The following is a 13,118-nucleotide window of genomic DNA, read 5'->3' as shown; positions in this document are numbered from 1 at the left end:
ATAATTCACCCATGGTGAATATAGACAAAGACATGGAGTTGCGGCACTTCCGCTGCGTGCTGGCCGTGGCGCACAGCCTGCATTTCGCGCGGGCGGCTGCCGAGCTTGGCATTTCGCCTCCCGCGCTGACCAAGCAGGTGCAGGAAACGGAGCACCTGCTGGGCACGCGCCTGTTCCAGCGCAGCAAGCGCGCCGTGGCCCTGACGGCCGCCGGAGAATTGTTCGTCATCGAGGCCACGCGCGCGCTGGCGCAGCTGGCGCAGGCGCAGGACGTGGCGCGGCGCGCGGGCCGGGGAGAGCTTGGAAGGCTGGAAATCGGCTACGTGGCCTCGGCCGCCTATTCCGGCGTGCTGCAAGACCAGTTTGCCCGCTTTCGCGCCAGCCACCCCGGCATCCACATCTGTGCGCGCGAACAGGCGATGGATACCCTGCCCGGCTTGCTGGACCAGGGCCGCGTTGACCTGGCGTTCGTGCGCCCGCCCCTGCACCTGCCGGACGGCATAGACATGGTGGTCTTGCTGCGCGACCGCTTCGTGCTGGCCCTGCAGGCAGACAGCCCGCTGGCCCGCCTGGACGTGGCGGAACCGGCCGCGCTGGCGCAGCAGGCCTTCATCGTGCCGGAACAAGAGCTGGGAACACTGGAAGTCAGCCGGCGCGGCGGCTTTGCGCCACAGGTAGTGTCGCGCCCCGGCAGCCTGGTGGCCGTGCTGACGGAAGTATCGCTGGGCGTGGGCTGCGCCATCGTGCCCCACTCCGTGATGGCCAGCGTGCAATTGCCCGGTGTGTGCTTCCGCGACCTGGCAGCGCCGCAGATCAGCTCGGAAATCGCCGTAGCCTTCCGCCGCCACGAACAGGCGCCCGCCGCGCGCGCCTTCATTGCCCAGCTGCGCGCTGCGGCGCTGAATTGAGAAGATGCTGCCTCAGCCCTGCTTCAGCACGACCACGGCATAGGTGCAATCGCTGGCCGTTTCATTCCTGAACACGCAGTCGGCGGGCGGACCCAGTTCCAGGCAATCGCCCGCGTCCAGCACGTGGCGGGTATCGCCTTCGATGAAGACGAGGCTGCCGCTGAGTGACCAGATCAGCTGGCGCCGCGCCACATAGGCGGCGGCCGGCATCGCCACCACGGCGCCTGGCGGCAAGCTAATATGCACGAGGTCGAGCGGCATGTCGGACGCGGGCGACACATGGCGCCGCACATAGTCACTCTGCGGGTCGATCCACACGGGCTGCTCGGCCTTGCGCAGCAAGCGCCCTTCGCGCATCTCCGCGCGGGCGATCAGTTCTGACATGCTCAGGCCGAAGGCGCCGGACAGCCTTGCCAGCAAGGTGGCCGTGGGGCTGCAGTCGCCCCGCTCCACCTTGTGCACCATCGCGCGCGAGACGCCCGAACGGGCCGCCAACTCCGTCAGCGACCAGCCCAGCGCTTCCCGTTCGAGGCGCACCCTGGCGCCGATGCGCTGGTTCAATTCGTCTGGTTTAGTGGACATGGGTCAGATTCTATTCGGATTCTATTGGACAAGGCTTGGACGGCAATCTATGATTTGTCCATTATAGTAGACGACTAGCAAGGAGATCAACATGCACATCCGCGATGCCCATGCGGGCGATATCGAGGCAATCACGGCCATCTATAACGATGCCGTCAGCAATACCCTGGCCATCTGGAATGAACGGACCGTCGATGCGGCCAACCGCGCAGCCTGGCTGGCCGACCGCGAGCGGGCCGGCTATCCGGTGCTGGTAGCCATCGATGCGCAGCACAATGTCGCCGGCTACGCCTCGTTTGGCGACTGGCGCCCGTTCGAGGGTTTTCGGCATACGGTCGAGCATTCCGTGTATGTGCGGGCCGATCGCCGCGGCGCCGGCGTCGGCAAGGCCTTGATGGGGGAACTGATCGTGCGCGCGCGCGGCCTGGGCAAGCACGTCATGGTGGCGGGCATCGAAGCGGGCAACGCCGCCTCGATCGCCCTGCACAAGCAGCTGGGTTTCGAAGAGGTGGGATTGATGCGCCAGGTGGGCACCAAGTTTGGCGCCTGGCTGGACCTGACATTCCTCCAGCTTCAGCTCGATGCGCGCAGCGATCCGGACGGCATCACGCCGTCCAGATAAGGTCAGGCAGGCATCAGGGATCGCGTATCAGAGATCGCGTATCAAAGATCGATATCCGGCGGCGGGCGGCGCAAGGCCATGTGTTCCCAGACGGCCACCAGGACCAGCACGCAACTGGTGATGCAGGCCAGGGTCAACGGCGTGTACAGGCGGCCATAGGCCATCGGGATCAGCGCCAGGATGATCAGGATGCCCAGCAGATGCGACAGCGGCGGCGTGGCGCGGTCATTGCTGACCCATTTGAACAGCGCATTGCCCAGCAGATACAGGATCGGCCCGCCCAGCAAGGCGCTGATGCCGGCGAAGCTCGCTTCATCCGGATGCACGAGCGCCAGTTCGTCGGCCACGGCGCTGACGATCACGCCGCCCACGATCAGCACGTGGATATACGTGTACGCCTTGCGGGCGATGCGGCCCGGGTCCTTCGAGTGGGCGATGCGGTGGTGGCCCGCCTCGGCGCCCGTATCGAAATAAATCCACCACATGGCGATGCTGCCGACCAGTGCCGACAAAAAGCCCAGCCAATTGCCGGCCGTCCATTCCAGCCCCGCGAAGGTGGCGCCCGTCACCAGCAGGGATTCACCGAGGGCGATGATGACGAACAGGCCGCAGCGTTCGGCCATGTGGCTGCCATCGACATCCCAGTCGGCGATCGTCGAGCGGCCCAGGCCCGGCAGGCCGAACTGCATCCATGGGCCGGCCAGGTCGATCAGCAGGGCCGCGCCCCACCAGAAGATGCGCTGCTCGGGCGACGCGAGGCCGCCGGCGATCCAGAAGATGCCGGACAGCACGGCCCACAGCGCGATGCGCTGGAAATTGCGGCGGCGCGCCAGCGCTTCATGGCGCACTGCCCACCAGGCGAACAGGGGCCGGCCCACCTGCATGGCCACGTAGGCGCCCGCAAAGCCCAGGCCCCGCGTGCCGAACGCTTCGGGAATCGAGGCCGACATGATCAGGCCGCCCAGCATCAGCGCGAACAGGCTGATGCGCACGGGAATGCGCTCGGGATCGAGCCAGTTGGTGATCCACGACGTAAAGATCCATACCCACCAGACGGCCATCAGGAGCAGGCCCGTCTGCAGCCAGCCCATGGCGCTCAGGTGCGCCAGCAAGCCGTGCGACAGTTGCGTCACGGCAAACACGAACACCAGGTCGAAGAACAGCTCGATCATGCCCACCTTGCCGCTGTCCTGCCCGCCGCGCGTGCGCAACAGCGATTTTGTCAATTCCATAGATACTCTTTCATTCATGCTAGTAAAACGTTCAATTCGGGCGTTTATGACTTTACCGGCGTCAATAAGGGCAAGCCGGCAAAGTGCGCCGCCAGATTATCGACGACCAGTTGCCCCATCGCATGGCGCGTTTCCACGGTCAGGCTGCCCACATGCGGCGTCAGCACCACGTTCGGCAAGGCGCGCAAGGCGGCCGGCACGCGCGGTTCGTCCGCAAACACATCCAGACCTGCCGCGCCCAGGTGGCCATCCTGCAAGGCGGCAATCATGGCGTCTTCGTCGATGAGGGCGCCACGGGCGATATTGATCAGGGTGCCTTGCGGGCCCAGCGCGTCTAGCACGGTGCGGTCGATAATCTTGCGCGTGGCGGGCGTGCCCGGCGCGCAGACGATCAGATAATCGCATTCCTGCGCCAGGGCCAGCAAGGATTCGGCGCGCGGTACGGATGTGCCGGCAATGGCGCGGGGCTGAAAGTAGCGCACCTGGACCCCGAAGGCGGCCAGGCGCAGCGCGATGGCCTGGCCGATCTGGCCGAAGCCGAAGATGCCGGCCGTCTTGCCGCGCAGGCTGGAGGCGGGGGCGATGGCCTCGCGGCGTTCCCAGCCGCCATCGCGCACGAAACGGTCGAGCGTCACGATGTGCCGCGCGCTGGCCAGCAGCAAGGCCAACGCCACGTCGGCCACGTCATCCGTCAGCACGTTCGGCGTGGTGGTGACGGCGATGCCGCGCGCGCGGGCTGCGTCGAGGGCCACGCCATCGAGGCCCACGCCATTCACGGCGATGATTTCCAGGGCGGGCAGCAAGGCCATGTCGGTGGCGTTCAAGCCCAGCGCGCCCGTCGTCACGACGGCGCGGATGGCAGGCGCGCGTTCGGCCAGCCAGGCATGGCGCTCGTCCGCCGGCACTTGCCAGGCGTGGTGGCAGGTATATTGCTGCTCCAGCTGCGCGTTAACGGCAGCCGAGGGGCTGGGAGCGAGGATGAGGAGTTCGGGTGGCATGGGCGTCCTGGGGCGTGTCGACATAAGGGTGGGAAACAAACGCAGACGCAACTTAGCATATTTGACGCCCAGCCGGGGATGGCTGCCCCGGAATGGCCGTCAATCCCATACCATTGATGCGGTCTTTAGCCAGGGCAAGGCACGCGTTTCACCTTGCCGCCCGTCTTGAACGGGTCAGCGCCAGAGCCAGGATTCTCGGCCATGCCATAGCAGGTGGCGCCGCCGGCGCTGACCACGCGCGTGGCGGGCCGGCCATCAGCCGTCAGGTATTCCTCCACGCGAATGACGGGGCCGCCGCGCCAGGCGGAGGCGACCAGCTTCTGGAAAGCGCTTTCGCTTTTGAGTTCGGCTGCGGCCAGCCACGGCTTGTCTTGCTTGATTTCGCCGCGCAGGGACTTGTCGGCGGCCCCCGCGGCCAGACGGGCGCGCGTGCGCAAGTCTGCGGCGGGCGCAGCTGCGGGCGATTCTTCGGCAGGCACGGTGATGGTTTCTGCTGCAACGGCGGGCGGTGCGAGGATGGCGGGAGGCGTGGCAGGCGTTGCACTGGCGCGCGCACGCGGCATGGGAAACGGCAGCGGCAGCGGCAAGGCCATCGGCGGCGTCTGCGGCGGTGGACGGGGCGGCATCAGGCTCATGAAGGCCACTTCCGTGTATTGCTTGAGCTGGCGCGCCGGCAGCAGGAGGAAATACAGGCCCAGCGCGTGCATGGCGAGTATCAGCGCAACAGCCATGCCTTTCAGGCTCAAGCCCCGCCGGATGCGCAGGGAGGCGGACTGTAGATGGCGGTGCAATGGCATGCGGTTTCCTGTGGGCGCCGGGCGCGATGGCCCATTTTAGCGAAACTTGACCATAGGCATTAATAAATCCATAAGGTATCGTCTGGCGCGCCTTTTTCCGCCAGATTCCAGTGCCTGCCTGCCTGGTGTTGTACGAATGGCGACTTTTTTTATGACATTCTCACACTTATTCACGCCCCGCGCCGCACTGGAATATAATGATAATCATTCTCATTAATATCCAAACAACACCATGCGCCCCTTCCGCCTCGCTCCTACCCCCTTCGCCCTGGCCGCCTTCCTGCTGGCCAGCACTGCCGCCCACGCCCAACATACGTCGCCAGACAGCGATGCGCAAACCATGCCCACGGTGGAAGTGAATGCCTCGGCCGATGCGTCGGCGGAAGGCTTGTCGAAAGCGTATGCGGGTGGCCAGGTGGCGCGCGGCGGGCGTTTGGGCTTGCTGGGCAACGTGGACATGATGGACACGCCCTTCAACAGCACCAACTATACGCAGGCGCTGATCCAGGACCAGCAGGCACAGGGCGTGGGCGATGTACTGCAAAACGATGCTGGCGTGCGCGTGACGCGCGGCTTCGGCAATTTCCAGGAAATGTACATGATCCGCGGCTTCGCCGTGAATTCGGACGACCTCGCGTATAACGGCCTGTATGGCTTGCTGCCACGCCAGTTTGTCGCTTCCGAATTGCTGGAACGCGTGGAAGTGTTCCGTGGCGCGAATAGCTTCATCAATGGTGCGGCGCCCGGCGGTGGCGGCGTCGGCGGCACCATCAATCTGGTGCCCAAGCGCGCCACCGATGCACCGCTGACACAGATTACGGTCGGCACGGAAAGCGGCGGCCAGGGCTATGTGGCAGCCGATATCGGCCGCCGCTTCGGCCCCGACAATAATACCGGCGTGCGCATCAATGCAGTACGACGCGATGGCGACACAGCCGTCGACCGCGAAAAGCGCGAACTGAGCGTATTCTCTGTCGGCGCCGATTACCGCGGGCGCGATTTCCGCCTGTCGGCCGATGCCGGCTTTCAGGAACACAAGCTGCGCAATCCGCGCCCAAGCGTCAGTGTGGCCAGCGGCGTTGCCGTGCCCGCTGCGCCTGACGCCAGCAGCAACTTCGCGCAAGGCTGGACGCACTCCAACGAACGCGATACTTTCGGCACCCTGCGCGGAGAATACGACCTCGCCAAGGACGTCGTGGCTTGGGCTGCCATGGGCTTTCGTAATGGCGACGAGTCGAACGTGCTGGCAGCGCCCACGGTGAACAGTACGTCCGGCGCGGCCAGTTCCTATCGCTTCGACAATACCCGCCACGATAGCGTCCGTACGGGCGAGATCGGCGTGCGCGGCAAGCTGCGCACAGGCAGCGTCGGGCATACCATCAGTGCCACCGTCTCGACCTTCTGGTCGCAATCGAAGAACGCCTATGGCATGAGCGATTTTGTGACAGGCTTTGGCACGAATATCTATGCTCCCGTGCAGGTAGCCGCGCCCGCGCCAACCTGGTTCATGGGCGGCGACCTGGCGCATCCGCTGGTGACGGCACGCACCATGCTGTCGAGCTTTGCCATTGCCGACACCCTGGCCTTTGCCGATGACAAGGTATTGCTGACTGTGGGCGCGCGCCGCCAGACCATCAAGGACGATTCGTACGACTACAACACGGGCGTCCGGTTTGATAGCAGCAGCTACAGCGAAAGCACCACCACGCCTGTGCTGGGCCTGGTGTATCGCCCAGTCAAGGAAGTGTCCGTCTATGCCAACTATATCGAAGGCCTGCAAAAAGGCGCGGTCGCCGCTGGCACCGGGGTGACCAATGTCGGCCAGGCGTTCGCGCCCTACAAGTCGAAACAGAAAGAAATCGGCGTCAAGTATGACGCTGGCCGCATCGGCGCCAGCCTTGCCCTGTTTACCACCAAGCAGCCATCGGCCTATGTGGAAAACGGTATCTTCGGCGTGTTTGGCGAACAGCGCAACCGCGGCATCGAATTGTCGGTCTTCGGTACACCTGCCCGTGGCCTGCGCCTGCTGGGCGGCCTGACACTGCTCGACACGGAGCAGTTGAGCGCCATGAACGCTGCCAACGTGGGCAAGGATGCCATCGGCGTGCCTGCTACCCAGCTGAATTTCGGTGCGGAATGGGATGTGCCCGGCGTACGCGGCCTGGCTTTGACGGGACGCACCTTGTATACGTCGAAGCAATACATCGATGGCGCCAATATGCAGAAAGTGCCGTCCTGGACACGCCTGGACTTGGGCGCACGCTACCTGACCACCATCGCCGACCGCGCCGTCACCTTGCGCGCGCGCCTGGATAACGTGACCGACAAGAACTACTGGGCGTCTGCCGGCGGCGCCTCGGGCGCTGGCTATCTTGTGCTGGGCGCCCCACGCACCGTCGTCGTGTCGGCGTCAGTGGACTTCTAAGCCAGAAGACAAAGCTGCCCGAGGGCAGCTTTTTTTTTCGCGTGCGCGCCTGTGTCGGCACGCCCGATTCGGCGACAATGCCCGCATGAAACGACTCCCCGCCCTGCTGCTCTTGCTCTGTCTATCCCTGCCGGCGGCTGCCCAGAAGCAAGCCGCCTGCCCCTATGCCGCCTGGAAAAGCGGCTTCAAAGGTGATGCGCGGGCGCAAGCCACGTGTTTATTACGTCCCGTCAAGTTGTATGCGCGCCTGGGCGACAGCGCGCCGCTACCGGACATTCTTGCCGCCCACATCGGCCAGCGCACGGGCATCACTCCGGCACGGCTGCGCGCCTGGCTGGCACAGCAGTCGATCAGTGAAGCGGACGTGGGCGGCGCCGTCGACGCACCGCTGTCGCGCGCCGTGGGCCGGCTGGCGGCGCCTATGGCCCGCTATTTTGTCATCCATGACACCAGCTACCCGAATTTCTTGCTGGAAACTATTCCCGACCATATCAACGATGCCAGCTGGGACTTCAACGATTTTAGCTTGCGCAATCCGGCGCTGGGTGGCGGGCCGAAAGGCCATGTGTATGTGAACCGCCTGGGCGCCTCGCTGCAAGTGCGCGACTTTGGCACGCCCAGCTACGCCAGCAAGCTGGAAAAGGACAAGCCGTCGCTGACGGGCCTTTTTCTGCACGTGGAGCTGGTGCAGCCGCGCAATTCCGTGCCGGGCGGCGGCAAGGGCAACGACGGGCTGGCCCCCGATCCGGGCTTTACGCCAGCGCAATACGACCGCCTGGCCCTGCTGTACATCGCTGCCAGCGTGCGCAAGGGCACGTGGCTGATTCCCGCCTTCCACGCCGTGCTCGATACGGGTTTTGCGAACGGTCATGACGACCCGCAGAACTTTTCTCTGGACGAGTGGTCAGCATCGCTTTCCCGCCTGCAGGCGGCTCTGCGGCAAGCCGATACGGGACAATAAGGCGTTTCCCTGGCCGCCGAATTGGCGCATACTATGATGAGCATAGCCATTCCTGTCAGGGAGTTCAGGTGAATATTGCCACGGATCATCAGGCGGACCGCCAGGCGGGCGCGCGCCATCCACTGCAGCGCGCACAGCGCATCTTTGCCATGCGCGACGCCGTCCTTGGCGTCTGGGAACAGCGCGTGCGGGCCAGCGTGCGCGGCGCGGATCAGTTGCTCAAGCCCATACTCACCAACACCCTGCCCGCTTTTTTCGATAATCTGGCCGAAGCACTGACCCCGGGCCACCCGCGCGAAAACGCCGCCAGCAACAGTAACGTGCCCGCCGTGCATGGCAATGAGCGGGCGCGCATGACGAATTACGGGCCGGAACAGGTAATCCAGGAATACCAGATCTTCCGCGACTGCTTTGCCGCCGTCGCGCATGAATCAGGTATCACCCTGCGCAGCAAGGATTGGCATGTCATCAACGAGTCCATCGACGTGGGCATCTGCGAATCGATACGCGAATTTACCAACATGCACGAAGCTTTCCGGCGCCGCATCGCGGCCGGTCTGTCGCACGACATGCGCAACCCCCTCGCTGTTATCAGCACCAGCGCCCAGTTGCTGCTCAGGCCAGTGGACCCGGAACGGGTGGTATTGCTGGCGCACAAGATTGCCGAGCACAGCAAACGGCTCGACAGCATGATCGAGGAATTGCTCGATAGCCTCAGCTACCACCAGGGCCAGCGGCTGCCGCTTGCCCTGAGCCAGTTCGATGTGCTGCCCCTGGTGCACGCCGTGGCCAGTCAGGTCAATCTGCAGCTGCCCGACAAATGCCAGGTCAACGGCCAACCTGTCGTCGGCTGGTGGTGCGAGAACTCGCTGCGACGCGCGCTGGAAAACCTGCTCGGCAATGCCATCAAGTACGGCGACGACGCGCCCATCAGCGTGCACGTGGAAGCGGTCCACGAACGCCTGATCATGACCGTCCACAATGGCGGCCAGGCCATCGCGCCGGAGCAGGCCGAACGCATCTTCGACTACCTGCGCCGCGAGAACGACAGCCCCGCGCCAGGCTGGGGCATCGGCCTGCCTTTCGTGCAGAACGTGGCCGAAAGCCACGGCGGCAGCATCGCCGTCGACAGCGCACCTGAAACGGGCACCAGCTTCATCTTTGACGTGCCCGTCGATTGCCGTCCCTTCGTCCAGCCCGCCGACTTCCCCAAGAGTGACAGTTAGCGCACCAAATCGGTGCGAAGAACGCCGCAACGCCACAAAAGTGGTCATATTTGCACATCTTCGAGGCCACCCTGTTGGCACGCTTCCTGCTGAGCTATACATAGACACGGCTCAAGGGAAATCACAACATGGCAAATTTTTTCAATGAAATGACTGCGGATGAAGTGGGTACGGACAGCAAGGTACGTGAACACTATCGTGAATTTGACAACTGGCTGGCGCAGCAATCCCCCGAGACCATCGCCCGCAAGCGGGCCGAAGCCGACCTGACGTTCCGCCGGGTCGGCATCACCTTCGCCGTGTATGGCGACGATGCCGGCACGGAGCGCCTGATACCGTTCGACACCATCCCCCGCATCATCCCCGCCGCCGAATGGGCGCAGATGCAAACGGGCCTGGTGCAGCGCGTGCAAGCCTTGAACATGTTCATCCATGATATTTATCATGGGCAAAACATCATCAAGGCGGGCATCATTCCTGCCGAGCAAATCTACAAGAATGCCCAGTATCGGCCGGAAATGCAGGGTATTTCCGTCGCCTCCGACATCTACGCGCACATCGCCGGTGTCGATATCGTGCGCGCCGGCCAGGGCGAATTTTATGTACTGGAAGACAATTTAAGGGTGCCTTCGGGCGTGTCCTACATGCTGGAAGACCGCAAGATGATGATGCGGCTGTTCCCGGAACTGTTCGCCCGCAACCGCATCGCCCCCGTTGACCATTATCCGGACATGCTGCTCGACAACCTGCGCTCCGTCGCGCCCATGGGCGTGGATGACCCAACGGTCGTCGTCATGACACCCGGCATGTACAACTCCGCCTACTTCGAACACGCCTTTTTAGCCCAGCAAATGGGCGTGGAACTGGTCGAAGGCAAGGATTTGTTTGTCAACGACAACTCCGTGTACATGCGCACCACGCGCGGCCCCAAGCGCGTCGACGTGATCTACCGCCGCGTCGATGACGATTTCCTCGATCCGCTGGCTTTCCGCTCCGATTCCTCGCTGGGCGTGCCAGGCCTGCTGTCCGTCTACCGGGCCGGAAGAGTCACCTTGGCCAACGCCATCGGCACGGGCGTGGCCGACGACAAGTCCATCTACCCCTTCGTGCCCGACATGATCAAGTTTTACCTGTCGCAGGAGCCGATACTCAACAACGTGCCCACTTACCAGTGCCGCAAATCGGCCGACCTGTCCTACGTGCTGGCGAATTTGTCCAAGCTGGTGGTCAAGGAAGTGCATGGCGCGGGCGGCTATGGCATGCTGGTGGGCCCGGCATCGAGCGCCGCGCAGATCGAGGATTTCCGCCAGCGCCTGCTGGCCAATCCGGGCGGCTACATCGCCCAGCCTACACTTGCCCTGTCCGCCTGCCCCACGTATGTGGACGCCGGCATTGCGCCGCGCCATATCGATTTGCGCCCGTTCGTGCTGTCTGGCAAGACGATTTCCATGGTGCCGGGCGGCCTGACCCGCGTGGCGCTGGGCGAAGGCTCGCTGGTAGTCAATTCCTCGCAAGGGGGCGGCACCAAGGATACCTGGGTACTGGAAGCCACATCCGCTTTTGCAGGAGAAAAAACATGCTGAGCCGCACTGCCGATCATTTGTTCTGGATGGCCCGCTACACGGAACGGGCGGAAAACACGGCGCGCATGCTGGACGTCAACATGCAGACCTCGATGCTGCCCCAGTCCGAGCAGGACGCGGAACAGGGCTGGCGCGCCACCCTGGGTATTTCCGAACTGCAAAGCGCGTATGACCACAAATATGGCCGCTTCCATACGCGCGACGTACTCGACTTCATGGTGCGCGACCCGAACAACCCGTCTTCCATCCTGGCCTGCCTGCCTGACGGGCGCGCGCGAAAACGCCCGCGCCGTGCGGGGGACATTGACGACCGAAGTGTGGGAAATCCAGAACGCCACCTGGCTCGACATGCAGAAACGCCTGAAGAGCAATCTGCTGGAAACGGACCCCAGCCAGTTCTTCGAATGGGTCAAGTACCGCTCGCACCTGTCGCGCGGCGTGACCCTGGGCACCATGCTCAAGGATGAAGCCATCCATTTCATCCGCCTGGGCACCTTTCTGGAGCGCGCCGACAACACGGCGCGCATCCTCGACGTGAAGTTCCACGGCGCGCGCGACACGTCGAAAGACATCACCCAGCGCGACTTTTACTACTGGGCGGCCCTGCTGCGCTCCGTCTCCGGCTTTGAAATCTACCGCAAGGTCTACCGCGACGTGATCACCCCGGCGCGGGTAGCGGAATTGCTGATGCTGCGCGGCGACATGCCCAGATCCTTGCTGGCCTGCATGGATGACGTGGTGGAAAATCTGAAGCATATCCGCAACGATGTGTCGGCCGATACGGAGCGGTTCGCCGGCAAATTGCATGCCGAGTTAAAATTTGGCCATATCGACGACATCATGAAGGCTGGCTTGCACCAAACATTGACGGAGTTTCTGGAAAACATTTATGAGCTGGGCAACCGGGTCAGCCGCGACTTCCTCGTTCCCCTGGCGGCCTGATGCAGCTCACCATCCGCCACGAAACCCATTACGCCTATAGTGCACCGCTGGCCTACACCATCCAGCAGCTGCATCTGACGCCGCGTATCGAGCCGCAGCAGCGCGCCCTGTCCTGGCAGATCACCACGCCAGGCCGGTGCCACGCTTATACGGATGCCTACGGCAATTTGTCGCACATGCTGACCATCAGCGGCAGCCATCAATCCCTGAGCCTGGTGGCGCACGGCGTGGTGGACACCATCTACCCGCACAAGGGACGGCTGAACCTGATCGACACCTTGTCGCCGCTCTTGTTTACCATGCCGACACCCCTGACGCAGGCTAACCCCGCCATCCTTGAACTGGCGGCTGCCAGCCTGCCGGACCGCCGGGTGACGGCCGGCACGGGACATTTGCTGCGCCTGGCCGAGCACATCGTCGGCAAGGTGGCGTATGAAAGCGGTGCCACCATGGTCACCACCACCGCTGGCGATGCCCTGGCGCTGGGACGCGGCGTGTGCCAGGACCACGCCCATCTGTTCCTGGCCTGCTGCCACGCCTGGGGCATCCCGGCCCGCTATGTGTCCGGCTATATCGATCCGGGCACGACGGGCCATGCGGCTAGTCACGCCTGGGTCGACGCCTGGACGGAAGACACGGATTTCGCAGGCTGGGTCAGCATCGACGTCACGCATGCGCGCCTGATGACGGACGCGTATTGCCGCCTGGCCATCGGGCGTGACTATGATTCGGCCGCCCCCGTGCGCGGCGTGCGCCAGGGTGGCGGCACGGAAACGTTGCGGGTCGATGTGCAGATCGTGCCCGTGTAACTGGCAGGAATGAGGCTGGCCGGGCCTTGCCAG

General features: G+C 63.9%; 11 protein-coding genes and 1 pseudogene. 8 read left to right on the top strand and 4 right to left on the bottom strand.

Annotated features, from left to right (window positions below; all coding sequences use genetic code 11):
* The first annotated feature begins 20 nt into the window (after positions 1-20).
* Positions 21-908 carry a LysR substrate-binding domain-containing protein gene (locus C8C89_RS17865; RefSeq protein WP_166674885.1) on the top strand — a complete coding sequence of 296 codons (888 nt, stop codon included), beginning with the start codon at positions 21-23 and terminating at the stop codon, positions 906-908.
* A 12-nt stretch (positions 909-920) separates the two neighbouring features.
* On the opposite strand, the gene C8C89_RS17860 is transcribed toward C8C89_RS17865, so the two are convergent.
* Positions 921-1,490, bottom strand: coding sequence for an XRE family transcriptional regulator (locus C8C89_RS17860; protein WP_133991467.1), 570 nt, complete (start codon positions 1,488-1,490; stop codon positions 921-923).
* Positions 1,491-1,581: 91 nt separating this feature from the next.
* On the opposite strand from C8C89_RS17860, the gene C8C89_RS17855 reads away from it, so the two are divergent.
* On the top strand, positions 1,582-2,112 hold the full coding sequence (locus C8C89_RS17855) for a GNAT family N-acetyltransferase (protein ID WP_101481282.1): 531 nt from the start codon (positions 1,582-1,584) through the stop codon (positions 2,110-2,112).
* Positions 2,113-2,153: 41 nt separating this feature from the next.
* On the opposite strand, the gene C8C89_RS17850 is transcribed toward C8C89_RS17855, so the two are convergent.
* The 3 genes from C8C89_RS17850 to C8C89_RS27060 form a co-directional block, all read right to left on the bottom strand.
* Positions 2,154-3,344 carry a low temperature requirement protein A gene (locus C8C89_RS17850; RefSeq protein ID WP_133991465.1) on the bottom strand — a complete coding sequence of 397 codons (1,191 nt, stop codon included), beginning with the start codon at positions 3,342-3,344 and terminating at the stop codon, positions 2,154-2,156.
* Positions 3,345-3,388: 44 nt separating this feature from the next.
* Positions 3,389-4,342 (bottom strand): 2-hydroxyacid dehydrogenase, encoded by a 954-nt coding sequence (locus tag C8C89_RS17845; RefSeq protein WP_101481284.1) that lies wholly within the window; start codon positions 4,340-4,342, stop codon positions 3,389-3,391.
* Positions 4,343-4,467: 125 nt separating this feature from the next.
* Positions 4,468-5,139, bottom strand: coding sequence for a hypothetical protein (locus tag C8C89_RS27060; protein ID WP_166674783.1), 672 nt, complete (start codon positions 5,137-5,139; stop codon positions 4,468-4,470).
* 232 nt (positions 5,140-5,371) lie between these two features.
* Here C8C89_RS27060 and C8C89_RS17835 point away from each other — a divergent pair, with 232 nt between their 5' ends.
* The 6 genes and pseudogenes from C8C89_RS17835 (at position 5,372) to C8C89_RS17810 (ending at position 13,085) form a co-directional block, all read left to right on the top strand.
* The gene (locus C8C89_RS17835; RefSeq protein ID WP_133991463.1) at positions 5,372-7,564 is read left to right on the top strand and encodes a TonB-dependent siderophore receptor; all 2,193 of its coding nucleotides are present in this window, start codon (positions 5,372-5,374) and stop codon (positions 7,562-7,564) included.
* An 85-nt stretch (positions 7,565-7,649) separates the two neighbouring features.
* The gene (locus C8C89_RS17830; protein ID WP_133991461.1) at positions 7,650-8,525 is read left to right on the top strand and encodes a hypothetical protein; all 876 of its coding nucleotides are present in this window, start codon (positions 7,650-7,652) and stop codon (positions 8,523-8,525) included.
* A 68-nt stretch (positions 8,526-8,593) separates the two neighbouring features.
* Positions 8,594-9,751 (top strand): HAMP domain-containing sensor histidine kinase, encoded by a 1,158-nt coding sequence (locus C8C89_RS17825; RefSeq protein WP_133991459.1) that lies wholly within the window; start codon positions 8,594-8,596, stop codon positions 9,749-9,751.
* A 128-nt stretch (positions 9,752-9,879) separates the two neighbouring features.
* Positions 9,880-11,334, top strand: a complete 1,455-nt coding sequence (locus tag C8C89_RS17820; RefSeq protein ID WP_101481288.1) for a circularly permuted type 2 ATP-grasp protein — start codon at positions 9,880-9,882, stop codon at positions 11,332-11,334.
* Positions 11,328-12,276, top strand: a pseudogene (locus C8C89_RS17815) (alpha-E domain-containing protein). The gene C8C89_RS17820 and the pseudogene C8C89_RS17815 overlap by 7 nt, the downstream one beginning before the upstream one ends.
* Positions 12,276-13,085, top strand: coding sequence for a transglutaminase family protein (locus tag C8C89_RS17810; RefSeq protein ID WP_133991457.1), 810 nt, complete (start codon positions 12,276-12,278; stop codon positions 13,083-13,085). The pseudogene C8C89_RS17815 and the gene C8C89_RS17810 overlap by 1 nt, the downstream one beginning before the upstream one ends.
* The last annotated feature ends 33 nt before the right edge of the window (positions 13,086-13,118 follow it).

It is taken from the genome of Janthinobacterium sp. 75 (assembly GCF_004365495.1).
Lineage (GTDB): Bacteria > Pseudomonadota > Gammaproteobacteria > Burkholderiales > Burkholderiaceae_D > Janthinobacterium.
Note: the sequence above shows the minus strand (reverse complement) of the source record. Positions and strands in the feature narration are given on the sequence as shown.

What these genes read in the sequence shown, in the direction of transcription:
- C8C89_RS17860 (WP_133991467.1), bottom strand. Translation starts at nt 1,490, where the DNA reads ATGTCCACTAAACCAGACGAATTGAACCAGCGCATCGGCGCCAGGGTG.
- C8C89_RS17855 (WP_101481282.1), top strand. Translation starts at nt 1,582, where the DNA reads ATGCACATCCGCGATGCCCATGCGGGCGATATCGAGGCAATCACGGCC.
- C8C89_RS17850 (WP_133991465.1), bottom strand. Translation starts at nt 3,344, where the DNA reads ATGGAATTGACAAAATCGCTGTTGCGCACGCGCGGCGGGCAGGACAGC.
- C8C89_RS17845 (WP_101481284.1), bottom strand. Translation starts at nt 4,342, where the DNA reads ATGCCACCCGAACTCCTCATCCTCGCTCCCAGCCCCTCGGCTGCCGTT.
- C8C89_RS27060 (WP_166674783.1), bottom strand. Translation starts at nt 5,139, where the DNA reads ATGCCATTGCACCGCCATCTACAGTCCGCCTCCCTGCGCATCCGGCGG.
- C8C89_RS17835 (WP_133991463.1), top strand. Translation starts at nt 5,372, where the DNA reads ATGCGCCCCTTCCGCCTCGCTCCTACCCCCTTCGCCCTGGCCGCCTTC.
- C8C89_RS17830 (WP_133991461.1), top strand. Translation starts at nt 7,650, where the DNA reads ATGAAACGACTCCCCGCCCTGCTGCTCTTGCTCTGTCTATCCCTGCCG.
- C8C89_RS17820 (WP_101481288.1), top strand. Translation starts at nt 9,880, where the DNA reads ATGGCAAATTTTTTCAATGAAATGACTGCGGATGAAGTGGGTACGGAC.
- C8C89_RS17810 (WP_133991457.1), top strand. Translation starts at nt 12,276, where the DNA reads ATGCAGCTCACCATCCGCCACGAAACCCATTACGCCTATAGTGCACCG.